Origin of the sequence: Thermodesulfobium sp. 4217-1, assembly GCF_039822205.1 — a bacterium.
Taxonomy (GTDB): Bacteria; Thermodesulfobiota; Thermodesulfobiia; order Thermodesulfobiales; family Thermodesulfobiaceae; genus Thermodesulfobium.
The window spans coordinates 1-24,893 of sequence record NZ_JBAGBW010000018.1 but is presented as its reverse complement, the minus strand read 5'-3'; the positions used below and the strand labels follow the sequence as shown (position 1 = coordinate 24,893).

General features: G+C 34.6%; 24 protein-coding genes and 1 tRNA gene. 2 read left to right on the top strand and 23 right to left on the bottom strand.

Annotated features, from left to right (window positions below):
- Positions 1-46 precede the first annotated feature (46 nt).
- Positions 47-373: a DUF1292 domain-containing protein gene (locus V4762_RS07450; protein WP_347315158.1), complete on the bottom strand. Its 327-nt coding sequence runs from the start codon at positions 371-373 to the stop codon at positions 47-49.
- Between the two features lie 82 nt (positions 374-455).
- Between V4762_RS07450 and prfA the strand changes: the two genes are divergently transcribed.
- Positions 456-1,541 carry a peptide chain release factor 1 gene (gene prfA / locus V4762_RS07445; protein ID WP_347315157.1) on the top strand — a complete coding sequence of 362 codons (1,086 nt, stop codon included), beginning with the start codon at positions 456-458 and terminating at the stop codon, positions 1,539-1,541.
- A 42-nt stretch (positions 1,542-1,583) separates the two neighbouring features.
- Here prfA and V4762_RS07440 read toward each other — a convergent pair whose 3' ends face one another.
- From V4762_RS07440 to mraZ, 20 genes are all read right to left on the bottom strand, one after another.
- Entirely contained in the window at positions 1,584-2,762 is a 1,179-nt protein-coding gene (locus V4762_RS07440; RefSeq protein WP_347315156.1) for an LCP family protein, read from the bottom strand.
- A gap of 22 nt (positions 2,763-2,784) precedes the next feature.
- A complete protein-coding gene (locus V4762_RS07435) occupies positions 2,785-3,570 on the bottom strand; it encodes a hypothetical protein (protein ID WP_347315155.1) in 786 nt (261 codons plus the stop codon).
- Positions 3,571-3,811: 241 nt separating this feature from the next.
- Positions 3,812-4,897: a cell division protein FtsZ gene (gene ftsZ, locus V4762_RS07430; protein WP_347315154.1), complete on the bottom strand. Its 1,086-nt coding sequence runs from the start codon at positions 4,895-4,897 to the stop codon at positions 3,812-3,814.
- A gap of 18 nt (positions 4,898-4,915) precedes the next feature.
- On the bottom strand, positions 4,916-6,064 hold the full coding sequence (locus V4762_RS07425) for a cell division FtsA domain-containing protein (protein WP_347315153.1): 1,149 nt from the start codon (positions 6,062-6,064) through the stop codon (positions 4,916-4,918).
- Entirely contained in the window at positions 6,057-6,404 is a 348-nt protein-coding gene (locus V4762_RS07420) for a small basic family protein (protein WP_347315152.1), read from the bottom strand. Before V4762_RS07420 ends, V4762_RS07425 begins: the two co-directional genes overlap by 8 nt.
- Positions 6,405-6,407: 3 nt before the next feature.
- Positions 6,408-7,172 carry a DUF881 domain-containing protein gene (locus V4762_RS07415; RefSeq protein ID WP_347315151.1) on the bottom strand — a complete coding sequence of 255 codons (765 nt, stop codon included), beginning with the start codon at positions 7,170-7,172 and terminating at the stop codon, positions 6,408-6,410.
- Positions 7,169-7,753: a hypothetical protein gene (locus tag V4762_RS07410; RefSeq protein ID WP_347315150.1), complete on the bottom strand. Its 585-nt coding sequence runs from the start codon at positions 7,751-7,753 to the stop codon at positions 7,169-7,171. The genes V4762_RS07415 and V4762_RS07410 overlap by 4 nt, the downstream gene beginning before the upstream one ends.
- 61 nt (positions 7,754-7,814) lie before the next feature.
- The gene (locus V4762_RS07405) at positions 7,815-8,741 is read right to left on the bottom strand and encodes a D-alanine--D-alanine ligase family protein (RefSeq protein ID WP_347315149.1); all 927 of its coding nucleotides are present in this window, start codon (positions 8,739-8,741) and stop codon (positions 7,815-7,817) included.
- Positions 8,738-9,625 (bottom strand): UDP-N-acetylmuramate dehydrogenase, encoded by an 888-nt coding sequence (gene murB / locus V4762_RS07400; protein WP_347315148.1) that lies wholly within the window; start codon positions 9,623-9,625, stop codon positions 8,738-8,740. The genes V4762_RS07405 and murB overlap by 4 nt, the downstream gene beginning before the upstream one ends.
- Entirely contained in the window at positions 9,594-11,030 is a 1,437-nt protein-coding gene (gene murC, locus V4762_RS07395; RefSeq protein ID WP_347315147.1) for a UDP-N-acetylmuramate--L-alanine ligase, read from the bottom strand. The genes murB and murC overlap by 32 nt, the downstream gene beginning before the upstream one ends.
- Positions 11,030-12,112: a UDP-N-acetylglucosamine--N-acetylmuramyl-(pentapeptide) pyrophosphoryl-undecaprenol N-acetylglucosamine transferase gene (locus V4762_RS07390; protein WP_347315146.1), complete on the bottom strand. Its 1,083-nt coding sequence runs from the start codon at positions 12,110-12,112 to the stop codon at positions 11,030-11,032. The genes murC and V4762_RS07390 overlap by 1 nt, the downstream gene beginning before the upstream one ends.
- A complete protein-coding gene (locus V4762_RS07385) occupies positions 12,109-13,203 on the bottom strand; it encodes an FtsW/RodA/SpoVE family cell cycle protein (protein WP_347315145.1) in 1,095 nt (364 codons plus the stop codon). The genes V4762_RS07390 and V4762_RS07385 overlap by 4 nt, the downstream gene beginning before the upstream one ends.
- On the bottom strand, positions 13,200-14,603 hold the full coding sequence (gene murD, locus V4762_RS07380) for a UDP-N-acetylmuramoyl-L-alanine--D-glutamate ligase (protein WP_347315144.1): 1,404 nt from the start codon (positions 14,601-14,603) through the stop codon (positions 13,200-13,202). The genes V4762_RS07385 and murD overlap by 4 nt, the downstream gene beginning before the upstream one ends.
- A complete protein-coding gene (gene mraY / locus V4762_RS07375; RefSeq protein ID WP_347315143.1) occupies positions 14,594-15,535 on the bottom strand; it encodes a phospho-N-acetylmuramoyl-pentapeptide-transferase in 942 nt (313 codons plus the stop codon). Before mraY ends, murD begins: the two co-directional genes overlap by 10 nt.
- A 62-nt stretch (positions 15,536-15,597) precedes the next feature.
- Positions 15,598-17,031 carry a UDP-N-acetylmuramoyl-tripeptide--D-alanyl-D-alanine ligase gene (locus V4762_RS07370; protein WP_347315142.1) on the bottom strand — a complete coding sequence of 478 codons (1,434 nt, stop codon included), beginning with the start codon at positions 17,029-17,031 and terminating at the stop codon, positions 15,598-15,600.
- A gap of 63 nt (positions 17,032-17,094) precedes the next feature.
- Positions 17,095-18,558, bottom strand: a complete 1,464-nt coding sequence (locus V4762_RS07365; protein WP_347315141.1) for a UDP-N-acetylmuramoyl-L-alanyl-D-glutamate--2,6-diaminopimelate ligase — start codon at positions 18,556-18,558, stop codon at positions 17,095-17,097.
- A 54-nt stretch (positions 18,559-18,612) separates the two neighbouring features.
- Positions 18,613-20,181: a peptidoglycan D,D-transpeptidase FtsI family protein gene (locus V4762_RS07360; protein ID WP_347315140.1), complete on the bottom strand. Its 1,569-nt coding sequence runs from the start codon at positions 20,179-20,181 to the stop codon at positions 18,613-18,615.
- Positions 20,182-20,279: 98 nt separating this feature from the next.
- Entirely contained in the window at positions 20,280-20,630 is a 351-nt protein-coding gene (locus tag V4762_RS07355) for a hypothetical protein (RefSeq protein WP_347315139.1), read from the bottom strand.
- On the bottom strand, positions 20,627-21,523 hold the full coding sequence (rsmH, locus tag V4762_RS07350) for a 16S rRNA (cytosine(1402)-N(4))-methyltransferase RsmH (RefSeq protein WP_347315138.1): 897 nt from the start codon (positions 21,521-21,523) through the stop codon (positions 20,627-20,629). The genes V4762_RS07355 and rsmH overlap by 4 nt, the downstream gene beginning before the upstream one ends.
- Positions 21,516-21,932, bottom strand: coding sequence for a division/cell wall cluster transcriptional repressor MraZ (gene mraZ / locus V4762_RS07345; RefSeq protein ID WP_347315137.1), 417 nt, complete (start codon positions 21,930-21,932; stop codon positions 21,516-21,518). The genes rsmH and mraZ overlap by 8 nt, the downstream gene beginning before the upstream one ends.
- Positions 21,933-22,123: 191 nt before the next feature.
- Here mraZ and lgt point away from each other — a divergent pair, with 191 nt between their 5' ends.
- Positions 22,124-22,873 carry a prolipoprotein diacylglyceryl transferase gene (gene lgt, locus V4762_RS07340; protein ID WP_347315136.1) on the top strand — a complete coding sequence of 250 codons (750 nt, stop codon included), beginning with the start codon at positions 22,124-22,126 and terminating at the stop codon, positions 22,871-22,873.
- Between the two features lie 25 nt (positions 22,874-22,898).
- Here lgt and V4762_RS07335 read toward each other — a convergent pair whose 3' ends face one another.
- Both V4762_RS07335 and V4762_RS07330 read right to left on the bottom strand, forming a co-directional pair.
- Positions 22,899-24,536 (bottom strand): DUF3373 family protein, encoded by a 1,638-nt coding sequence (locus tag V4762_RS07335; protein ID WP_347315135.1) that lies wholly within the window; start codon positions 24,534-24,536, stop codon positions 22,899-22,901.
- A 127-nt stretch (positions 24,537-24,663) separates the two neighbouring features.
- A tRNA-Ile gene (locus V4762_RS07330) sits at positions 24,664-24,738 on the bottom strand.
- Positions 24,739-24,893: the final 155 nt, after the last annotated feature.

Genomic DNA, 24,893 nt, shown 5'->3' with positions numbered 1-24,893 from the left:
GGCATATTGTTCTTTTCGGTTGCAATTTTCTTAAAATTTAAATACCCTATTCTGGGATGTCTTCGAAATCAAAACTGTCCTTTAAATATTGATATATTTTGTCAAATTCCTCATCAGTCAAAGATTCATCTACTTTGGTATCCTCGGCACCAAATATTACTACTGGGGTTAAAAAGTTATCAGATTCCTGTCTAAATATCGATATCTCAGGTATAAATTCGCTATCTATTTCCTCTTCTTCAAGATATGGAGTTAAAACAAAATACACCTTATCCTCAAGCTCAAATTTATCGAGAAGCTCATATTGCTTTTTTACCCCTTCTTCTTCAATTTCAAATATTTCTAATTCATCAAACTCTCTATCTTCTTCCACGATTCACCTCGCTTCTTTAATATCAAAACTATATGTTATCATTTTAGCTAAAATATATCAATTACTTATGGAGGTAATAAATTTGGATTTTAAGATTTTTGAAAACAATATTTTAAAAATAATCAATCGTTATGACGAAATAAACGAGCTCTTAGCGGATTTAGAAACTATAAACAATCCTTCCAAGCTTATTTCTCTTTCTCAAGAAAAGTCAGAGCTAGAAGATATTGTAAACGATTACAATGAGTTGAAAAAACTTAAAAATTCTCTATCTGAGCTTGGGGAACTAAAAAATAATGAAGATGAAGAAATAAAAATTTTAGCCGAAGAAGAGTTTCAAAGCGTCGAAAAAAATATCAATAATATTGAATCAAAGCTCTTAAATAATATTTTGCCAAAAAATCCGCTTGATGACAAAAATATCATTCTTGAAGTCAGAGCAGGCGCTGGAGGAGAAGAGGCAGCCCTATTTGCATCAGAGCTTCTTAGGATGTATATGAGATACGCAGAAAGAAAAAACGCAAAAACTGAAATATTTTCTATCAACGAAACAGGAATTGGTGGCATAAAAGAGGCAATAATATCAATAAAGGGCAAAAAGATATATAGCCGCTTAAAATACGAAAGCGGAACCCATAGAGTCCAAAGAGTTCCTGAAACCGAGTCCGGAGGTAGAATACACACTTCAACTGCTACTGTTGCAGTATTGCCAGAAGCTGATGAAATTGACGTTTCAATCGATGAAAAAGATCTAAAAATTGATACATTTCGTGCTGGAGGCGCAGGAGGCCAGCATGTTAACAAAACAGACTCTGCAGTGAGAATTACCCACTTGCCTACTGGAATAATAGTAGCTTGTCAAGATGAGCGTTCTCAGTTTCAAAATAAAGACAAGGCAATGAGAATCCTTGCAGCAAAAATATTGGAAGAAAAAAGAATTGCATCAGAAAAAGAAATTTCAATGTCAAGAAAAGTACAGGTTGGATCAGGAGATAGAAGCGAAAAAATTAGAACATATAATTTTCCTCAAGGCAGAGTTACAGATCACAGAATAAATCTTACTCTGTTTAGACTAAATGAGATCCTGGATGGCGACATAGATGAAATAATAGACGCACTTATCGCATCAGAAAATATAAAAAAGTTAGAGATGCTATCTCTTCAATAAGCTAAAAAAGTTACCAATTATTTTTCTTAAATATGTTTTTTATCACCTTTGAGGAAGTGTGATTGGGGTATTATTTTTTGGCGATGACTTTTGATTCTCATTTACACCTTTATTGTTTACCTCTGTTTTGGTTTCATTTTTCGTAGTAGATTGATTTTTAGTTTCTTCCTTTGTTTGCGTCTGTGTAGGATTTTGGATAACTGTATTTACGCTGCTATACCCAGCTTTGTCTTCGGGAAATGGGAACGAAAGAGGAACGTTTGGATTTGCATTTGGAAAATTAGCTTTTATAATAGAAATTACATTTTGAGTTGGCCATAAGTAATCCACTCCGTATGCGTATTTTGGAACCATTCCCTTGTCAAGAAAAACCTTTTTAATTTGAAAATTTGGCTGGTTCACTATATCCTTCACAGCAAGAGCCCAACTCAATGCATCGTTGAAAGACATATCAGTTTGGACGTTGTCTAAAACAACCTTTAAAATGTCTGGTATCTTAGCTATCATCGTCGGACTTGAAAAAAGCTGATTTTTTACTGCAAGAAGAAATTCTTGCTGCCTTCTCATCCTACCTAGATCTCCTAAGGCGTCATGCCTAAACCTTACATATTCTAAAGACTGCAGACCACTTAGATGCTGCATTCCAGGATTTAGATCAATGGTAAAATGTGCATAATTGTCAACATAGTGCATACTCTTATCCACATTGATATTGACTCCGCCAATAGCATCTATAATTTTTTCAAAACCTTTGTAACCCAATACTACATATTTATCCGGTTTTATGCCTATGAAATCAGAGAGGGTTTTAAGAGCCAACTCTGTATTTCCATAAGCGTAAGCTGCATTAATTTTGTCATAATCGTGTCCTGGTATTGGCACAAGAGTATCTCTTGGCACCGACATCATAGTAATCGTTTTATCATTTGTATTTATGTTTAACCAGAGAATAGTATCAGTCCTGTGAGTCTCATCTACATCATCAATACCGAACAGTACAAGATTTAGCTCTCCCTTAGCAGGCTGAGCCATAAAGTTAGGAGAGAGTATATCCCCAATATTTTTAGTCGGGGTAAGCATTCCAAAAACAAATCCGAAAAGACCAGATAAAACGAACAATACCCCAAATAAAATCATAATCTTTTGCCTTGATGAATTCCTTCGTTTTCTTAAAATTCTCTTAGGAAACTCATCGTTCAATTTATCTTCATTGTTTTCCATTTGAATCTCCCTAATATTATGGTTAAAATTTGAGAGTTATAGATGCCAGATGCACATCCTTCAAAAGTTGTACATTCTGACCAGTAATCATGCCCAATGAATCTTTCAATGTTGCATAATCTACGATCATAGAACCTGTCTTAACTCCCGCATCATAATGAATTGCTCCATTATAATATCCAACCTCTAAAAGAAGGTTCTTTTTGTTAAGTGCATAAGTCCTATAGCCAACTCCAGTTATAGGTTTTACACCAATTTTCAATTTTCCATCGTTTAAAGATATAGACACATCAGATGAAATTATAGCATCACTTCTGCTATCTAGTTTATACCCCCATGAAAATTGCAAATCTAATGTTTTTTTCGTGTGTTTACCCGAGTCATCTTTAAGCGTTTCGGTTGCAAATGATGGTGTAATTCCATATTTAAATTTATTTGTACCGCTCTCCCACATATATCCCGGTTGCAACATAAAAAATTTATGAGTATATAAAATCTTTCCAGTCTTATCGTCTTTCATCCAGAAATCACCCTTTGCAACTGAAAACCCTACATTTGATATGTCATTGCGGTGGGCAATCCCTATCTCAAAAAGTCCGCCCTTTAGGGTTCTCCTTGGAATTTTCCCATTTTCATCAGAATTTTGCGTAGCCCAATCAAAACCAGTTTCGTGAGGCACCATCCAAAGGAATCCAAAATTTGTTTTGCCAGCCTCAAATGGCAAACTAAAACCGTAAATATCAGCATCGAGCTGATCAAGGTTCTTTATTCTTCCAGGAAAATGTCTTACAGGATGTGTCATCAACAATTGCAACCCCCTATTAGAAGCTATCGAAGCTGGGTTGAAAGAGAAAAAATTTAATCCTTCCTCGACCGATGAATTAGGTGAGAGTGCACTGCCTTCAGGCGTTAATTTTATATAATCCATATTATTAGCAAATGAATTTTGAGCAAAGGCAACACTCAAAAAAATAAAAAATAAAAATAACGCACTGGATTTCGTAATCATACCAGATTTTATTAACAATATATTAAAAAGTAATTAAAATTTATACTTCTTCTTTGCCAGAATCTTTTCTTAGAAAGCTTGGCAGGTCGTCAAAGCCAAAGTTAACTGTGTCATCGAACACATGTTTCTTGGATGGGGTGGAGAAAGACGTGTCTGACCTTTGTTTCAACGGCATATCGCTTACAGCGTCAGAAAATCCCGTAGCAATAATAGTAATTCTTATGGAATTTTCCATTTCAGGATTAATAACAGCTCCAAACAAGAGATTTGCATTTTCGGATGTCAAGGAGCTCAATTCATCAGCCGCTTCGTTTATCTCAAGAAGGGTAAGATCATAACCACCTGTGACGTTCATAATAATATTGGTCGCACCCTTCACTGGAATAGTAAGAAGAGGAGAGTCAACGGCATTTCTGACAGCGTCAATAGCCCTCATCTCGTCTTGACCAAATCCTACCCCCATAATGGTATTTCCTGTGTTGGTAAGAACAGACTTAAGATCAGCAAAATCAAGGTTTATAATGCCAGGAACAGTTACAAGATCGGAAATCCCCTGTACGCCTTGCCTGAGAACGTCATCGGCCAATCGAAATGCCTCCATAAAAGAAAGCTTCGAGTCAGCAAAGGTTATAAGCCTCTGATTGTCGATCACAATATATGAGTCGACTATCTTTTTCAACTCCTCCAAACCCTGATCGGCGTTTTTCTTTCTCTTTGGGCCCTCAAACTTAAATGGAAAAGTAAGAACAGCTACTGTAAGTATTCCCATTTCTTTTGCAATGCTAGCAATATAAGGTGCTGCGCCTGTTCCCGTACCTCCTCCCAAACCAGCTGTGACAAATGCCATGTCGGCACCCTCTAAGATACTTCTTAGATCGTCTTGGCTCTCTTCAGCAGCCTCTCGTCCCAGATCAGGGTTAGCACCTGCCCCAAGTCCCTTTGTAGATTTTGGGCCGATTTGCATCTTCTGAGTAGCCTGAGAAAGACCAAGTGCCTGCACATCAGTATTGACAGCCCAAAACTCTACCGAAGAAAGCCCTGCTTCAATCATCCTATTTACAGCATTACCGCCCGCTCCACCTATACCCAGAACCTTAATAGAGGGACCCATTTTTTCATCATACATATAAAGACCTCCCGCTTATCATCCTCTTTTAAAAAAAATCTCAAAAAATCTCTGTATAAAATTTTGATCATCATATTTATTAGTTAGTATTGTATTATTTAAAGCATAATTAATCAAACCCAAAACAGTCGAATGTTCATAGTCTCTTTTTTCAGTTGATGCAAGGGAAAAAGGCCTTCTTATCTCAACTGGGCATTCAAAAACTTCTTCAAACAGTTTTTTGAATGCAAGAAGTTTAGAACCTTGTCCAGTAAGATATATTCTCAAAGGAACCATACTATCAGAAACTTTTTTAAGTTTATCATAAATATACAACACTATGTCCTCTGCCCTCGAATAAATAATATTTCTTAAAAAGTTCTTAAAGTCATCTTCATCTGCTGGCTCAGAAAAATCTAATTTAAGTTTCTCAGCTTCATCTCTATTTAGCTTCAGTCCAAAAGAAATATCTCTGGTAATATTCTCAGAGCCAAGCAAGACTGACGAAGTAAATTCTGGAACTCCGCCAGAAAAAAAGACAAAATCAGTAGTTAAAGCTCCAATATCAACTACAAGTATTTTAGGTATTAGATAATCATTTTCTTTTAAGATTGCGTTTGCACTTGCTATAGGGCTAGGGAGTATGTCAACTAAATCAAGATGCAAAGAATTAAATAGTTCTTTAAGAGTTCTATAATAGGTTGAAAGCATGTATATTACGTGAAAATTTGCCTGAAAAGCATTGCAAAACATACCCGAAGGGTTCAAGGTTTCGAAAGAGTTATCAATAAAAAATGATTTTTTACAAACATGTACAGAGGTATAACCTTTTTCTTCAGGTATTTTCACAAGCAAGTCGTTTATTGTCTTTGATCTAATTTGTGTTTCTTTAGAAAATTTCTGATCAATTTTAATATTCTTTGAGATATAAACTTTGCCAGAAAGGTTTAATATACATTTTTCTTTGAAATTGGAGCCTTCTTTTTGATATATAGATTTCAAACCCGCGCTTAAGATCGTCCTGACTTGCTCAAAATCATAAATTGTTCCATTTTTTATGCCATATGACGGCAAAGAAACAAAGTGTGAAATTGATTTATTAGAAAATTGATTCTTACCAATTAAGACCCTTATAAATGTGCTGCCAAGATCGATAGCAAGAATGTTGCTGTCTTTTACATCACTCATATTTGGAAGAAGGGGGGATAAACAAAAGGTGTCTTATAGATGTTATGTTGTTAAAAATCCTAATTCCAAACAATATTACAGCTGCAATATATAAATCAATCCCCAACAAATCCCCTGTGTATGTCAATCCCGCTGCCACAATTGAATTACCAAAAAAACCTGTTATAGCTTGCCATCCGCTAAATTTACCTTCTAAACCGCTTTTAAACGCTCCGAAGAATGAATCAGCAAAAGCAAGAATTACAACTGCCATATACTTACTATACACAAAAGGCATTTCAATAGGGAAAAAATATGCTGCAAACATCCCAAGTATAAAACATACCAATATAAACCACATAACTTATTCTCCTTTGTTAAGCAAAGTTGCATAATTTATTTGAATATTTGCATTAAAGGCAGGAATATATAGAGAATTTGACTTTTCTACAGAAACCCTTATGCCTAATAACTTCAGATAATCAACTATGCCACCGCTCATTGTTAAAGAGTTATATAGTATTTCAGAAGAACCTATACCTTTTATCACAAACGGCGGTGCAAGTCTTACCCCATTTACAAGAACGACAGGTCCAGCACATCTTATTTCAGAAATAGCGACAAGTCTTTGATCATTAATACCTATGGCTTCAGCTCCACCTGCCCTTAGTTCATTTACAATCCTTAGCAGATCTTCATCATGAACGAGAGAGGCATTACCTTCCTGACCATTTTTCGCATCCTTAACTGTAACAATTACTCCAGGACCTTTAACTGGTGTGACACCAGCTAACAATTCAATTTTTTTACTCTCTTCTCCGATTGATACATTTTTGCTCTTCTCTTGTTCGAGCTTACTTTGTAGATCCATAACTTTCTGTCTTGAAACAAAAAGCTCTCTCTCCAGATCCAGCCTTTTATTTTCCGCCTCTTTCAAAAGTCCCGCCATTTCCTCAGCCTGTCTTGTGGGTATTAGATGAAATAAATCTTTTTGAGTTCTGTATTGAACAACAATAAAAAAACCTAATATAAAAGCAATAATGCCCAAAATCAGCTCCCACCTCTTAGGTGGCTGGATACTATGTATGACCTTTTCTTGAATGCGGTGAGCTTTATTTTCACCGATCATTTTTTAATCACCAACCTCCTATCGTCCAACAATATTATCTCCTTAGGCCATTTTGTATTATTTAACCTGTTTAAAAATTCAAAAATTTCCTTAAACTCTCCATCAAAATTCCCATCATTTTTAAACTCAAATACGCTGCCGCTCATATCTTTAAACTTTATCACATCATCATTAAAATAAATAAAACTTGGTACAAAACCATATTTTGATGAATAAAACAAGATGTTTTGAAGCACGTCAAAAAAAGTGTCATTTTTAATAAAGTTATTTACATATATAATCTTCTTATTTTTTAAATTCTGGTTAGATAGAACGTTGCCGTTTAGATCGTAAAAACTATTATCAGTATTAGATTTTACTGCGTAACCTGGAATATAAAAAACTACATCAACCTTTCCAGTATTAGTGTGGCTTATAGACTTAATTTTATAGAAGTCACTATTGTCAAATTGATTTTGTAAATAATTAAGAAATCCCCTATAGTCTATAAAATTGAATTTTTCTCTATTTAGAAGATAAAAATTTTTGTTTCTTATTGAGATTGGCATCCCTTGAAGTTCCAAAGATGTAAAGCTATTCATAGAAAAGAAGGTCCAAAAAAAATAAGACGCAACCAAAACAAAAACAACAGAAATTAAAACGTTAATCCTCCATCGCCAGCTTGACCAAAAGTTTAACGATTTCCTGGAATGAGTATCCAGCAGCACTAACCTCCTTAGTAAACAGACTGTTGGCAGTCAATCCTGGAATAGTATTTATCTCAGACAGATAGATATTTTCAAGCTTATCTATAAACATATCTACCCTGCCAAAACACTTACAATCAAAAGCCTTATAAGATCTTATTGCAAGATCCTGTAACTGATTTTTTAAACTATCATCTACCCTTGCAGGCACAATCTCATCACACAAAAGAGGATTATATTTCGAATCAAAATCGAAAAATTTTGTCTTTGGCAATATCTCTACAAGTGGTAGGGCAACCACATTTTTATTTCCAATAACGCTGCATGTTATCTCCTTGCCGCTTATAAATTCTTCGACCAATATGATTGGATCATAACCAAAAGCAAGATCTATGGCACTTTTCAATTCATTTTCATTGTTTACGATAGACACACCAACGCTTGAACCCTGGGAGTTTGGCTTTACAACTAGAGGAAACCCCTTCACACTTGAAAATTCAAAAGCGTCACCGACATTTTCTAACATTATTGAAACAAAGTCTGGCTGTGGAAATCCCAAAGACTTACAAATCAATTTACACCTATATTTGTCCATGGTTACAGCACATGAAAATACTCCAGAACCAATATACTTTACCCCAATAGTATCAAAAAAGCCCTGTATAGTTCCATCTTCACCAGGCTTGCCGTGTAAAACAGGAAAAACCAGATCAAAATTTTCTGTTAAAATTTTTCTGCACAGATCAAGAGGGGCAAATTTAGATATATCCACCATCTCAACAGCATAGTCGGTCTCAATTAGGGATTTATAGACGTTTTCTGCCGACCATAGAGAAACTTCTCTTTCTGAAGAGGTGCCGCCACATAAAATTAAAATTTTCATAAAATATTCCCTGATGACATTGGCAACTCCTTAAAATTTCCTAAAAATTTGATTTCAGGCTCTAACAAGATATTTAAATTTTCTAAAACTTTGGTCTGCATTAATTTTATTAATTTCACAGCGTCTGACGAATTGCCTCCGATATTTTCCAAAAAATTAGCGTGCTTGTTGGATACCTTAATTCCGCCACATCTGTATCCTTTAAAACCCAAACTATCAAGCAATCTTCCGGCAGAATTGCCCTGAGGATTCTTGAAAACGCTGCCAAAGGTTCTAATCCCCAAAGGTTGGGTGAACTTCTTTTTGCATAAGAGATCCATCGTTTTTTTATAAATATTATCCGGATTATCAAGAGTTGTTTCAAAATAAGCTTTTAAAATAACCTTATCCTTAATAGAGCTTTTTCTATAAGAAAATTGTATATCTTTTGCGTTAATTTCACAAAAATTTTTATTAATGCAATCATATGCAAATATATTTTTTAACTTGCTTGAAAAATCAGATCCGAAGCAACCAGCATTCCCTACAATAGAAGCTCCAACCCTTCCTGGGATCCCTGCTGCAAATTCAAAACCTTCTATTCCCTCTCTTGCACACCACCACGCAAGAGCACTTGATGACACGTTTGCATCAACTTCAAGAAGCCCAGAAGCAAAACTAATCCCGTCGTTCGCGCTCAATGGGACAACATATAAAATACTTGTCGGAAAATATTCATCAGAAAAAACTATATTGGAACCATTGCCTAACACTATGAACTTATCAATTTCTCCTAAGACATTAGGCAGATCAAAGCTTTTCACAAGATACACCATTCTCCCTATGCCACCAGTACCAAAAGTTGTAAGACTTTTAAGTTGAAAGTTCTGAAGTATTCTGATCACTTATTTGTTTTCTTTGTTCTTTTTCAGTATTTGAAAAATTAGACGCTATTTTATCACAAATTTTTGTAATATCGCCAGCACCCATAAACAAATACACATTATTATTATTATGAATTTTTGGTATAATTTCGTAAATCAGATCACGAGAAACGAAAAATGCATTGCCATTCATTTTCTTTTTACACAGTTTGAATAAAAGATTCCCCATATCAGGGTTTAAAGTCTTTTCTCCAGCAGCAAAAACGTCAAAAAGTAACAAAACATCAGCCTTAGTTAAGATGTTGCAAAAATCGTCCAAAAATTTCTCAGTTCTCGAAAATCTATGCGGTTGAAAAATAAGAACTAAATTTTTATCCTTAAAAATGTTCCTTGCAGTCTGTAGGACAGTGTTTATCTCTTCAGGGTGATGAGCATAGTCATCTATAATGTATGGATTGTTACATTTTAATTCAAACCTCCTCCTTACACCTGAAAATGTCGCTATAGAATCAAACGCAGAAACAAAATCAAGACCAATTAATTTTGCCACACTAAAAGCTGCAAGCGAATTTAGCACATTATGAATCCCAGGAACGTTTAACGTTATTTCCCCAATTTTCTCCCCATCAATATACAGATCATAATAGCTGCCAAAACCACTTAAAATAACATTTTTACACTGTACGTTATTGTTATCGCCAAATCCATAAAATATCTTTTCTTTATCAGTAATCTTTTCCGAGACAATTCTTGCTACATGATGATCGCCACAAATTACCAATTTTCCATCTTCGTTAATGCCTTGCATAAACCTCTCAAAATAATCTTCTACCATCTGTAAGTCATTGAAGAAGCTTGGATGATCGAAATCAATATTTGTAATAACTGCAATATTAGGCTTGTAATTTAAAAATGAACCATCACTTTCGTCAGCTTCTATAACTATATACGGTCCACTTCCATGTCTTGCGTTAGCACCGTAATCGTTTAACTCTCCTCCAATTAAAAAGGACGGATCAAGTCCTGCATCATTAAGCATCTTACTAATCATTGAGGTTGTAGTTGTTTTTCCGTGAGTTCCAGCAACAGCAATAGAAAACTTTTGTTCAATTATCTTAGATAACATCTGAGCCCTTGAAAGAACTGGAATATTTCTTTTTTTTGCACTTAAGAGCTCGCAATTGTCAGCTGGTATTGCTCCAGAATATACCACAACGTCAACGTCATCAGCTATGTTGTCAGGATCGTGACCAACATATATATTTACACCCTTTTGTTTTAATTTTAAAAGAGACCTGGATTCTTTTTTATCAGATCCAGAAATAACCTTCCCATCTTCAAGAAGAAAAAAAGCCAAAGCGCTCATGCCAGTACCGCCAATACCAATAAAAAAGACATTTTTCAAATTTTTCATAATGTTTTCCATTAAGAAGTTATCATCTTCCTTTCTATAATTTTTTCAACAAGATCAACAATATTTTTTGTTGCGTCTATCTTTTGAAGCATTAAAAGTTCATTAATATTAATATTAATGTTTTTATTATCTGTTTCAAAAGCCTCTCTAATCATATTATATAGTAAGTTTTCAGAAAGTGCATTTTGGAATACAACTTTCCCGATTCCAATCTTTTCTAAGAAAAAGGCATTGTGTTTTTGATGCGACATTGCACCTGGATATGGTATTAAAATAGCCTCTTTACCTGTCTTAATTATTTCAAATACCGTAGATGCGCCACTTCTCGAAATAACCAAATCTGAAAGAGCATATAATAGAGACATTTTTTTAAAATACTTGAAATTTACATATTTACATCTTAAGTTTTTTAACTCTGGCAAAGATTGTTCGCCTGAAATATGAATTACAAGATATCTTTCGTCCAGCCTTTCCAACAAAGGCCACAAAACATTATTTATTGCTTCAGCACCTTGGCTACCTCCAAAACACAATATTGTCCTTTCTAATTTTTTCAATCCCAGCTCTCTTTCGGCCTCTTCCACGCTAACCTCTCCAATATCATCTCTAATTGGAAGCCCAGTGAAAAATACCTTATCTTTCGGTAGCCTTTCATCAAATTCTGGAAAAGATACCATGATGGCCTTAGCAAAATGAGAAATAAGATTGTTTGTTAAACCTAATCTAAAGTTTTGCTCATGAGATAGAATGGGTATTCCCAACAAGTATGCTGAAATACATGGAGCTACGCTAGTGTGCCCACCAAATGAAACCAAGCAATCAGGTTTTAGCTTTTGTATTTCAGGAACAAGTTTCAAAGACAAAAGTATGGTTTTTATAATAGAAAAAACTTGAGCAATTTTTGACATTCCAACAAAAGGATATGATGGAATACCTTTCTTTTCAATCCCCTCAAGATTTAAGTTTTTAAGAAGAATTCCCTGAGACCAGAAGGATATTCTTGAATCAGGATGCAGTTGCTTAATCCTCTCTGCTACACAGAGGGCAGGATAAAAATGTCCACCAGTGCCAGATGTAACAATCAGAATATTCATTGCAGGCCCCTTGGCAAATCAGAATAAAACCTATAACAAAGAGCTATCATTGTTAGATTTATTATCTCAGACGTTCCTCCATAGCTAAGAAATGGAAGAGGAACCCCAATTACAGGTATAATGTTCAAAACCATAAAAACGTTTAAAAAGCCTTGTAGTCCCAATATTGTTGCGGTCCAAAGAATGAAAGATTTGTCAAATGGGTCGGTAACCTTTTTAGCCATTTTATAAAGCAAAAAAACAATGTCCAAAAAAATAAATAAAAATGTTGCTCCGCCAACCATGCCAAGCTCTTCTGAAAAAACAGAATAAACAAAGTCAGTATGTGCTTCTGGCAGATAACCCAATTTTTGCTTACCACTTCCCAGACCCTGCCCTACAAAACCGCCATCGCCAATTCCATAAAGGGCCTGGACAATCTGATAACCAGTTGTTTGCATATGTGCCCATGGGTTAAGATTAGAGGTTATCCTCTGCAATCTGTAAGGGGCAAGGAGAGCGCCAATTATAAGAATCACAAAAACAACAGTAGTTATACTTAGCCAAAATCGAAAATTAATCCCCATATATAACAAAAATAAAAAGACAGTAGTAACTATTAAAGCCATCGAACCATAATCTGGCTGCATTGCAATTAAAATACTTATTGGAATTAGATATATAGATATCTGTATAATAAAGCCTGATATGTTGCTTTTTAAAGCTAGAAAAAAGGCTGCAGCCTTTGAAATTTTTAGACCTAAAGTTAATTTTATTAACTCTGAAGTCTGAAAAGATATAAAGATAAGGTTAATCCACCTTCTAGCTCCATTTATTTTATGAGATATGCCTGGTATTAGAGTGACGATTAGAAGAAATAAACTTAAATAGAACAATGGATCTATGTATTTCTTAACATGGCTTGATGGAAGCTTAATTATAATAAAAAATATAGACCATCCGATGAAAAAGTATATAAGAGCATGCTTAAAAAAACTTAAAGGATCGGAATAAAGCTGTATCCCCAGCTGGGCAGCTGAACTTGCAGTAAAAAGAGTTCCAGTTACGCTTAATAAAAAAGTAAAAAGCAGTAAAAATTTTTTATCTTTCATTCTTTATTTATTAATTCATCTCTTTTAATTTTTTCCATAACCTTTGCTTTAAAAATCCTCCCTCTTTCTTCAAAATTAGCAAACATATCAAAGCTCGCGCACGCAGGGGAGAAAAGAACTACACTATTCGGTTGAGCTAGTTCAAAAGATTTAGCTATCACATCATCAAAACAGTCTAAAACAAAAACATTTGAAATATTTTTGAAATGTTCAAGAAATCTATCCTTTGCCTCCCCAAATAAAACAACCGCCTTACATGTTCTATCTGCTAAGTTTACAAGGTCAACCAAAGAAGTATTCTTGTCTCTTCCGCCAAGAATTAAAATTAGATTTTTATTCATTCCCCACGTCTTAAGGGCTACAACTGTAGATTCAGGATTTGTTGACTTTGAATCGTTAATCCACTCAACACCTTTATCAGAGTAGAATTTTTCTTGTCTGTGCTCAACTCCTGAAAATGCAGACAAAGTCTTTTCTATATATCTTGGCTTTACTGAAGAGAGATAAAGCGAGCTAGCCACAAAAAGAGCATTTTCATTATTGTGATCTCCTTTTAAAGAGATATCAGATAATTTAATAATTTTGACTAAATCAGAACCGTCTTTCACAACAATTTCATTATTAATAATTCCGGCTATTGAAAAATCTTTTCCTTTAGAAATGCTTAAAAGTTTTGTTTTGAATTTTAAATTTTTAATGTGTTTTTCCAAATAAGGGTCGTCTTTATTGTAAATAGAATATCCTATTTCTTGATTTTCGAATAAGTGAATTTTAGAATTAAAATAATTTTTAATATTTTTATATCTATCTATATGATCTGGAGTTAGATTTGTAATCATTGCAATTTTTGGCTTTAAAAAAATTGAATTCTCAATCTGATATGAACTTAATTCAAGCACCAAGTTCGAACCAGGAGTTATGTTATAAATAATTTCGGATAGAGGCGTACCTACATTTCCAGCAACATAATAAGGCATATTTGCGATGTTGAAACCAAATCCTATCCATTCGGTAACTGTGGTTTTCCCGTTGGTCCCTGTTACGCCTATTGTATTTATTCCTTCTGGCAAAAGCCCAAAAGCTAAGTCTAAGTCGCCAATTATTGGAATCCTTTTTTCCTTAGCAAATTTAAAAAAATCCAAATTAAGAGGAACTCCAGGACTTTTTATAATCCATGAAGTGTTATCCAATATCTTCGGACTGTGTTCGCCCAAGAGATAGTTTATCTCTTTTACTTCTGGAAATTTTAGATTACTTTTATCTGTAACTACTATATCAACTTTTTTTAATTCATTCTTAAGAAGTTTTGCAATACCATAGCCGCTCTTGCCATAACCAACTATAACAACTTTTTCAGGAACTTTGATTTTTTCAAATACCTTTTCCCAGTTTAACAACATATTTGTAAACTCACTGCGAGAAGCGTAAAGAGTAAAGAAAAAATAAAAAATCTCATAGAAATATGCGTCTCCTTTACATTTGATAATTCAAAATGATGATGAAGCGGGCTCATTTTGAATATCCTTTGTTTTGTTTTTTTGTAGTAAGCAACTTGAATTATCACAGAGAGAGTCTCAACTATAAAGGGCAGAGCAGATATGATAAAAAAAACAATTCTGTTTGTAAAAATTGCGAGTATTGCCAAAAATGCGCCAATACCAATCGAACCAACATCGCCCATAAATATCTTTGCTGGATTAGCATTAAACCACAAGAAAGAGAGCAAAATACCGATGAAAGTAAGAAGCATCAACATTAGCGGCACATCTCCATCAACATACGAAAAAAATAGATAGCCAAAAAGTGTAGATAAGGCACACAAAGTCGCAAGACCATCAAGTCCATCAGTCAAATTTACTGCATTGGTAGAACCACTTATTACAAAAATCAAAAATGGCCACAAGATTAGGCCAGGAATATAAAACTGGATCGTCGGAGACACTTGAAATCTTGTAAAAATTTGCGAATTAAGAAAGAATGCAAGAAAGAATACCGCAATAAGAGAAAAAATTAGTATCAAAGTCATCTTTTGGCGCGGTTTAAGACCTTCATTTTTCCCCTTTTTTATGGAAAGCAAATCGTCCACAAAGCCGATTATAAAAAATGGGAGCGAAATAAGAAAAATTATAAAAGTCCTTGAATCTAAAAATGGCAAAAACAAAGCTAAGATAAGAATAAAAAATATCCCCGCAGCAGTAGGGGTTCCAGTTTTTATCTTGTGCGCCTCAGGCCCCTCTTCTCTTATCTTTTGACCGAAAAACTTGCCAAAGTGCCTCTCCCATATAGAAAAGGCAAAGATTCCTATAAAAAAGCTAAGAAAAAGCTCAATCATTTATAAAACAAACCTCCATTTATGCAATAAAAATTAGTCTGTTGAAGATAGAATTAATATTTCTAATCCCACAGCTCCAGAACCTTCCATGTTTTCGTAGAATTTGAACCCTTGACATAAACAAGGTCGCCTTTGTCCATTATTTTAATTAGATCCTCTTTAACACTATCAATATCCATATTCTTAAATCTCAATTTAGACCCATAATCAATTGATTTTACAAATTCTGTCCCAACAAAGTATGTTAGATAGGGATCCAGTTCTTCTATCTTTTTTATAACCATTTTGTGCAAATCTAAAGATTTCTCTCCTGCTTCTAAAATATCTCCAAAAACAAATATCTTTCTCTTTTCGCCAAAGTTTAAACCTTTAATTGTATCCAAGCCTTTTAAGAAGGATGTACTGGTAGCATTGTAAGAGTCGTCAATAACAATTTGCTCTTTTAATTTTTTAATCGAAAATCTTCCTTTTACCGAGGAATAACTTTGCAAATTTTCATTTATTTCCTCCCATGTCAAACCTAAAAATCTTGCAACTGCCAGTGATGCCATAATAGGCTCAAATTGGGGGAGAAAAATGTTTGGTGCACTTAATACAAAGTTTCCAAATCTACCAGATATATCAAGTTTTGAACCATTTATGGAAACTTCATAGAATTTAATATACAGATCACCGCCATTGCCAAACCAGATGACTTCTTTTGGTTTTTCTCTTTTATTTGCCAGCATTGCTCCAAAAATCTTTCTGCTATACTCACAATCAGAATTTAAAAAAGCAGTTTCTACAAAATCGAGAATTTCTCCCTTTGCCCTTGCAATATTTTCCATTGAGCCAAGAAGACCAATATGAGATTCTGCAATTCGTGTAATAATACCAATATCAGGCAAGGCGATAGAACAAAGCTGTGAAATTTCCCCATTTGCCCTCATAGCCATTTCAAGCATGCCAAACTTTTCATTTTTCCTTGCTTCAAATAAAGTTAACGGCAAGCCGATTTCGTTGTTGAAATTTCTAAAAGTTGATATTGGATGATATTTTTTAAAGATAGTTTTCAAAATTTCTTTGGTAGTTGTTTTCCCTATGCTTCCAGTAATACCTATAACCTTTTCTATTCTTTGTCTAAATCCTCTTGCAATATCATGCATAGCAACCAAAGTGTTTGGCACTCTTACAAAAGAAAAATCAGTTTCAAAAACCAAGTCTCCTAAAAAGCCTGAAATCTCTGCAAAGCTCAATTCAGAAATTACCCCAGAGGCTCCTCTTTCTATCGCACTTTTAATAAAATTGTGCCCATCAAAATTTTTGCCCTTAATAGCAACAAAAAGTTCTTTTCCCTTAATGTCCCTTGAATCTACTGAAATCCTCTCAAATTCCATGGGACCAATTCTTTCAATTTCACAGGGCGTCAAAGATACTACAAAACTCAAATTGATAGATCCCTCAGAATTTGATATCTGACCACTATTAAATTCATTTAAATTTTTATTATCACTCAAAATGTTAAATTTCCAACCTCCTTATGGTTAACTTACTTAAATTAGAATTAAATTTTGATAATTTTAATTCTTTAATAATTCCTTCACCACTTCTTTATCTGAAAAAGGATATTTTACACCATTTATCTCCTGATAGTCTTCATGACCTTTTCCTGCAATTATAATTGCGTCCCCATCTCTTGCAATTTCAATAGCTCTCTTTATAGCAACTCTTCTGTCAGAAAGCACTTCAAAATTCGAATCCCTTATGCTCAAAAATCCAGATTTGACTTCTTCAATAATTACCAATGGGTCTTCAAAACGAGGGTTATCAGAAGTAATAATCGTATAATCAGAAAATTGGGCTGCTATTCTTCCCATAATAGGTCTCTTGCCCTTGTCTCTATTTCCGCCTGCTCCAAAAACTAAAATTATCCTATTTTTGACCATATCCCTTAAAGATTGCAAAACCTTTTCCAGACCATCAGGCGTGTGTGCATAATCTACCCATATTTTAAAGGGCTTCGTCTGTACACATTCTAATCGGCCATACGGGGCGATCATATCTGAAAAAACATTTATTAATTTCTCTTTTTCTATACCCATCATCCTCAAAAAAGAATAAGCGCCAAGCAAATTGGAAGCATTAAACTTTCCATAAATAGGAGCAAAAATTTTTTGGTCCTCAATCATTAGATTTATGCCGCTATTAACAGATTCAAATTTTCCAAAAAAATCGGCGTTACTGTTGTCTAAAGAAAAGGAAACCTTTCTAAAATCCTTTACTTTCTCGTATAGTTTCATGCCGTAGACATCGTCAATGTTAATTACAACAAAAGCATCCTCTTTTAAGTAGGCAGGGGTGAACAAAGAGCTTTTGGTTTCAAAATAATCTTCAACCGATGGGTGAAAGTCCATATGGTCTCTAGCCAGATTGGTAAACAAGGCAGCATCAAACTTTATGCCATATAGCCTACCAAGCTTTAGAGCATGACTGGACACCTCCAAAAATCCATACTTCATGTTTAATTGCGCTGCTTGACTTAAAAATTCACATATATCTTTTGATTCAGGAGTAGTATTGCTGGTTCTCTTTATAATTTTCCCATTATGCATCCAACCCAATGTTCCTAAAGCAAAAGATTTATCCAATAATTTGTTTACAGCATGAGACAAAATCCAGGTAACAGTGCTCTTCCCATTTGTTCCTGTTACCGATCCTAAAAATAGCTTTTTAAAAGGATAGTCGAAGAAAGCAAGAGATATTTCTCTTAATGCCTGCAAAGTAGAGTGTACTTTTATGGAATTTGAACAGCTTATATTTTTTTCAACAACTACCCCAACTGCACCTTTTTTTATAGCATCTTCGGCAAAATCATGTCCATCAGATCTGGAACCCTTAATGGCAAAGAACAAATACCCATCTTTAATATCTTTAGAATTATAACTAATTCCATTTACTTGACTGTTAAAAAACTCTTCAGAGTCATATTTTTCCGATTCTTCCAATACAATATTTGTTTTATTAAAAAGCTCTTTAACCGTCAAATTCATCACTCCTTAAAAACTTTATTTTTATCCTCTAAATGACATATAAAATCATTATTTGCCCATTGACATTACAGCAATGGCAATTTCCTTAAATAATGGAGCTGCGACTGACCCTCCCCAGTGAATACCAATGGGATTATCAACTAAAACACCGATTACATACTCAGGGTTATTAGCTGGGAAAAATCCCACAAAGGACGCAACATATTCGCCTGGTATATATCCACCCAGTTTTGATGGTTTCTGAGCAGTTCCAGTCTTTCCAGCTACCTCTACTCCATTTATCTTAGCATTTTCACCAGTTCCATTGTCCACAACGCTTACAAGGCAGCTTCTAATGAAGTCAGCATTACTTTTGCTAAATAACCTTACCGGAGTGCCAACATCATCATCAATAATCTTTAAAGGTACAATTTCTCCGCCATTAGCAATAGCAGAATAATAAGCTATTACGTTTAAAAAAGAAAGCGATATGCCCTGTCCAAATGCCGATGTGGCCTGTTCCACTGGCCCTTTGTAGTCAGGCAGATGAACATAACCCTTTAGAAAATTTTCTGAAAAAAGATATTTTTCATCATCACAAAGATATTTGTTTAACAAATCAAAATATTCTTTTCTTGGCGCCTTTAAAGCAAGTGTTCCTGCACCAATATTGCTAGAATACCTTAAAATATCCCTTATACTAGATGGACCAGATAGACCCATTCCATCCTCGGCGTCATGAATTCTTGCATCTGCAACCTGCAAATATTTGCCAATATCAACCGTTGTGTCTTTGGATATTATCTTGTTATCCAATAGTATACTAAAAACTATAGGCTTCATTATGGAACCTGGCTCATACAGAAAATCTCGTGAAAATATCCTATAGTCTTCCTCGGGAAAGTCATAAAATTTATCAGGGTCTACTCTTGGGGTTTGAGCAAGAGTTAAGATAGCGCCAGTTTTTACGTTAACGACGATTACAGTTCCCCTTGTTGCATTATATTTTTTTACACATTCATCCAAAAGCCTCTCAGAAAGACCTTGAAGCTTAGAATCTATAGTAAGCTTTAATTTAATAGACGAGGACTGGACAAGACTTTCTAACTTATCAATATTTACTATTCTTCCACTTGCATCAAACTCTATGTTCTCTTTTTTTGAAATGCTTCCTAAGTAAGAATTGTAAAACTTTTCTATGCCTTCCAACCCCTGGTTATCGATACCCACAAAACCCAAAAGAGGCTCAGCTAAGTCTTTGTATGGATAAACTCTTTTTTCTTCCTTTATTAGCCCTATCCCTTGATTTGGAAACTTAGTTAAAATCTCTCGAACACTCTTTTCCATGTCAATTGGCATTTTTCTATATACCCATGTAAAAGGAGCCTTCTTATCAAAAATCTTTTTTAGATTCTCAATAGGCATCCCCTTAATCTTCGAAAGATCTTCATACAATTCTTTTCTAATTTCATTATTCTTGATAAGAGCTGGCTGTATATAAAGAGAATAAGAAGGAATCGAAAAAGCTAATATAACTCCGTCTTTATCAAGAATTTCACCTCTTGGATTAGATACTTTAACTACTTCATTTCTTTGTGCTTGCGCGTATGAGATCAACTTCTGTCTATCAATTGTCACAAAATAAAGCTGCTTTGCCATTACAACAAAAAATAAAAAAATCATTAATTTTTGTAAATAGGCAATCCTTTTATTTATTAAGTCATTATGGGATTGATCTAACGGCTTATTTGAATGTATTCTATCTCTGATGGCAGATTCATTCCCTTTTTTAGAGCAACCGACTGCATCACCTTTGCGTTAAAAATGCTTGCTTCTTCCAAAGTTTTTTGTGTTTTTAAGGTTTCCAATCTTTGTATTGATGATTTTATACTGTCCACTTGATTTGATATTGATATTATGTCCGATCTCAGATAAAGACCATAAATTAAGGCTAGCAAAACTAAAAAAGAAAACAAAACTATTAGAACATTTCCTTTGACATTTATAAGGAAATCTTTTAGCTCAAAATTCCTTGCTCTTTTTATACTCTCTATTTCAGAAAAGCTCAGATCATAATCCCTTTTCACTTTGCCTCCCATATTCTCATCTTAGCACTCCTTGCAGATGGATTTCTTTTAACTTCATCTTCCAAAGCTATAATTGGCCTCTTCGAAATTACTCTTCCCATTCCCTCTTTTTCCAAATTTCTAAAAGTCCACTTTACAATTCTGTCTTCACCCGAATGAAACGAGATAACTATGATTCGTCCAAGAGAATTAATATGCTCTGCAGCATGCCTCAGAGTAAACTCCAAACTCTCAATTTCCTCATTTACAACTATCCTTATCGCCTGAAAAATCCTAGTTGCTGGATGCCTCCTCCCATATGGATAAATTTTTTTAACAAGATCAGCAAAGTCAACTGTACTTTCAAAGGCTCTTTCACGTCTTCTCGAAGATATCATTTTTGCCAATCTTCTTGATTTGGGTTCCTCAGCGTACTTTCTAAATACCTCTTCCATTTCTTCTTCACTCGCATTGTTTAGCCAATCAGAAGCAGTCAATTTTCCCCTTGTATCCATACGCATATCTAATTTTTCATCTTTCATAAAGCTAAATCCCCTATTTGATTCTTTAATCTGCATAGTCGATAGTCCAAGATCCAAAAAAAACAGATCAAATTTTCCATTGGGCAAAAAATTTAGATATTTATTAAAATTTTCAAATTTATCATTAAAAACTGAAAAAGAACTTTTTTCAAAAGCAGATGATAGCTTTTCACCAGCTAACTCTACTGCTTGAGTATCTTTGTCTAGTCCCAATAAAAATCCACCTGGGAGTATTCTTTCTAAGAAGTGAAAGCTGTGACTCCCACCGCCAATAGTCCCATCAATTACCACCTTGCCCGGATTCAAATTAGAACTCTCCAAAACCTCTTCCAAAAGAACCGGAATATGAATATCTTTTGTATAATTACTCATTATCAATAAACCTTTTTACAGAATTTGAAATCTTCTTCTTTTGTTCTTCCCACTCTTCAGGGTTCCACAATTCCACTCTATCCATCGCACCAATAACAACAACTTCCTTTTGAATATTGCTGTATTCCCTTAACAACTGCGGTAACAAGATTCTTCCAGAGCGATCTAACTGATCGTCATAAGCACCAGAGAACAGAAAACGAATAACATCTCTGAGTTTTATATCTGATTTTGATTTCTCTTTGAGATATTCTACGTATTCTTCCCAATACTTGACCGGATAAAGATACAGACATTTTTCAAAGCCTCTTGTCAGTATAATCTTTGAAGATATCTCATCTCTAAGCTTAAAAGGAATAGTGACTCTACCTTTAGAGTCTAAAGAATGTAGATATTCTCCACCTAACATAATTTTTTATCCCACTTTATCCCACTCATAGACACTATTCAACACTCAAATACACATATTGTCAACGGTTGAATAAATATCAATTATGTTTTAATAAAAAAAGACCCATATCACTTAAATAAATAGAGTCTTTAATATCTTTTCGGAAATATTAAGTTAAAATATGAGAAATTTAAAATGCTGGAGGTAAAATGCACAGAATCTTATTTAGCTTTGACGGATTAAATGTCTATTCGTGGGGCTTTATGGTCGCGTTAGGCATAATTATTGCGACAATTTTTATCTTAAAAGATGCTGAAAAGAAGAACATTAACCCAGATAATATTCTAAATATTGGCATGGTTAGCATACTATGCTCTTTAGTTGGAGCAAGGATTTACTATGTTATTGAACATCATCAGGACTTCGCGAATAACCTGATTAGCGTTTTTTATTTGTGGGATGGCGGATTAGTTTTTTATGGGGGGCTGGTGGGCTTTGCTATAGCGTTCTATCTTCTAACAAGACACTACAAGATCGATTTCCTTTCTCTTACCGATCTAATAACTCCTTTTCTACCCCTTGCATACGCAATAGGCAGAATTGGTTGCTTTCTTAATGGTTGCTGTTATGGAATTGTCGCAAATACTCCTATTTCAGTTGTATTTGCCGATGCCCACGTGCCAGGAAGAAGAATCCCCACTCAGTTAATAGACTCCTTTGTGAGTTTTTTATTTTTCATTTATCTTTACTTCCAAAGAGGAAAAGAGAAGTTTACAGGAGATTTGACTACAAAATATCTGATAATGTATTCGATATCAAGATTTTTAATAGAATTTTTGCGCGATGAAGCAAGAATTTTCTTTGGACTTACTCACTCTCAAGTTTTTAGCATAATATTATTTATATTTGCAATTATATTGAGAAACTATCTAAAAAGAAGATCCCTTCAGATCACTTAACTAGTTCTGAAGGGATATTGTTTTCTTAGAAATTCACGTCTAATTGAATATAATACCTTTGGTCTTTATCGATCTGATCTGGATTAAAGGTATAGTAGTAGCTATTTAAAGAGTCATTTGCATAAGGTTTTTTGCCCTTCCAGTAATCGTAGTTTAGGGTAAGCGTAGCATTATTTGCAACCGGTAGCGTGTAATAAACGTTGTAATAGTCTTTGTAATCTGTAGAGGCCATCGTATTTAAGTTAAAAGGATTAAACCACTTGTTGTTCCCAAACCAGAAATCTCCTGTAAGAGCGCCTACTGGTAGAGGGATAGTAGCTCCAATTCTCCATGCACCGCCATTTACAGAATGAGTGCCTGTTGGGGTATAAGTGTAAAGTGGGAGAAAATTCCCATTAGATGATGTATTAAATCCATTCAGCATATCGGTAGATGTTCCATTGTATCCTGCCCACATGTTTATGTTATACATGGTCCAGCTGCCTATTAGCGCCCACCAACTATATTTACCATAAATACCCGAATCGCCATTTGTAATACCGTATGGAAGAGAAGAAACAGTAGGTCCTATAGAACCAAAATATGAAAACTTGGCTACATAACCATAGTCTGCCTCTAAGTCAAAGTTGTTAAAGACCTTTGTCTTCAAGTTCAACACATATATATCTTTGTCTTTATAACCATTTGCTTCTTGTGCAGAAGTAATACTACCCGCATCAAAGAGCTTTACCCACGCAGCAGAAACTGATGTAGAAGGGAGCATATTGCTAAGATCGAATATTGCCATACCACCCTCTGTGCCGGTGTCCATAAATAGATTGTTATAATAAGCTCCTGAATCCATAGTAGGAAGCCTGCCAAGAACAAACGTTACTGGATATGGGTTAAGAGTCAATGTGATATAAGATCTTTCCACATACAAGGTATTGTTGTCATCGTTGTATCCTGTAAGGGATGCATATAAAGGATCGCTATTTGAAGAGCCGTCTGAATTAACTCCTGCGTTCTTTTCCATTGTAAGCCTTGCATTAAATGATATGTTGTCTGCTACTGGAGCAGAAACGTTTAGTCTTATTCTATACTGCATGAATGTATTGTCCTTTTGCTGAGACAATCCTTCATCCTGATTTATCATCGCAGACGAAGTATCTCCAACAATAAATCCATTGCTGGATGGACCTTCTGTATTAATAAATACATTTGTCCCAAGAGTGGACATCGGATAAAACGTTCTCTTCTCGCTCCCAAATCTAAACCTTGCATCTCCTGTGAAGTTCACAGTGTCAAGAGCAGCTTTTTTCTCAAGTGCAACAACCCTGACGTTTAGCGATGCAAGCTCTGACTTAAACTCTTGGGCTAACTTCATAAGAGTTGCGATGTCATTGGAATTAAGGTCTATCTTTTGATCCTGTGCGTTTTGGCCCTTTTCATAAGTATCGAGCATTCTTGCAACTACCATCGCCATCTCATAACGGGTGGCAAGTCTTTCGCCCCTAAAAGTACCATCGCCATAACCAATAACCAGTCCCTTTGCTGCTAAGTCTTGCACTGCTTTGTATGCCCAAGAATTAGCAGGCACATCTGAGAATGGTCCCGCAAAAGCAAAAGAAACAAAGAAAATAGAAACAAAAAGAAAACAAAAGATTGCAAAGATTTTTTTCACAACAAACCCCCTAAATAATTTTTTAATTAACAAAAAAAATTAAAATTCTCACCTCCTCCAAAAACAAAAAAGTCACAAAGACATATAAAAACATAAGTCTTCGTGACTTAAAATCCTAAAGTTAAATTGGTGGGCCCTGAAGGATTCGAACCTACAACCAACGGATTATGAGTCCGCTGCTCTGCCGTTGAGCTAAGGGCCCTAACTTTCGAGTGATATTATAACCTACTTATAATAAATTAGTCAAATTTCACTTATCTAAATAATCAACTCTATATTTTTTTAAATAAGCATTTTCGATCATCCACTTTGTAGACTTCATGGTTCGTTTAGATTTTGATGAATCAATTCAGGGTA

What these genes read in the sequence shown, in the direction of transcription:
- V4762_RS07440 (WP_347315156.1), bottom strand. Translation starts at nt 2,762, where the DNA reads ATGGAAAACAATGAAGATAAATTGAACGATGAGTTTCCTAAGAGAATT.
- ftsZ (WP_347315154.1), bottom strand. Translation starts at nt 4,897, where the DNA reads ATGTATGATGAAAAAATGGGTCCCTCTATTAAGGTTCTGGGTATAGGT.
- V4762_RS07425 (WP_347315153.1), bottom strand. Translation starts at nt 6,064, where the DNA reads ATGAGTGATGTAAAAGACAGCAACATTCTTGCTATCGATCTTGGCAGC.
- V4762_RS07420 (WP_347315152.1), bottom strand. Translation starts at nt 6,404, where the DNA reads ATGTGGTTTATATTGGTATGTTTTATACTTGGGATGTTTGCAGCATAT.
- V4762_RS07415 (WP_347315151.1), bottom strand. Translation starts at nt 7,172, where the DNA reads ATGATCGGTGAAAATAAAGCTCACCGCATTCAAGAAAAGGTCATACAT.
- V4762_RS07410 (WP_347315150.1), bottom strand. Translation starts at nt 7,753, where the DNA reads ATGAATAGCTTTACATCTTTGGAACTTCAAGGGATGCCAATCTCAATA.
- V4762_RS07405 (WP_347315149.1), bottom strand. Translation starts at nt 8,741, where the DNA reads ATGAAAATTTTAATTTTATGTGGCGGCACCTCTTCAGAAAGAGAAGTT.
- murC (WP_347315147.1), bottom strand. Translation starts at nt 11,030, where the DNA reads ATGGAAAACATTATGAAAAATTTGAAAAATGTCTTTTTTATTGGTATT.
- V4762_RS07390 (WP_347315146.1), bottom strand. Translation starts at nt 12,112, where the DNA reads ATGAATATTCTGATTGTTACATCTGGCACTGGTGGACATTTTTATCCT.
- V4762_RS07385 (WP_347315145.1), bottom strand. Translation starts at nt 13,203, where the DNA reads ATGAAAGATAAAAAATTTTTACTGCTTTTTACTTTTTTATTAAGCGTA.
- murD (WP_347315144.1), bottom strand. Translation starts at nt 14,603, where the DNA reads ATGTTGTTAAACTGGGAAAAGGTATTTGAAAAAATCAAAGTTCCTGAA.
- mraY (WP_347315143.1), bottom strand. Translation starts at nt 15,535, where the DNA reads ATGATTGAGCTTTTTCTTAGCTTTTTTATAGGAATCTTTGCCTTTTCT.
- rsmH (WP_347315138.1), bottom strand. Translation starts at nt 21,523, where the DNA reads ATGAGTAATTATACAAAAGATATTCATATTCCGGTTCTTTTGGAAGAG.
- mraZ (WP_347315137.1), bottom strand. Translation starts at nt 21,932, where the DNA reads ATGTTAGGTGGAGAATATCTACATTCTTTAGACTCTAAAGGTAGAGTC.
- lgt (WP_347315136.1), top strand. Translation starts at nt 22,124, where the DNA reads ATGCACAGAATCTTATTTAGCTTTGACGGATTAAATGTCTATTCGTGG.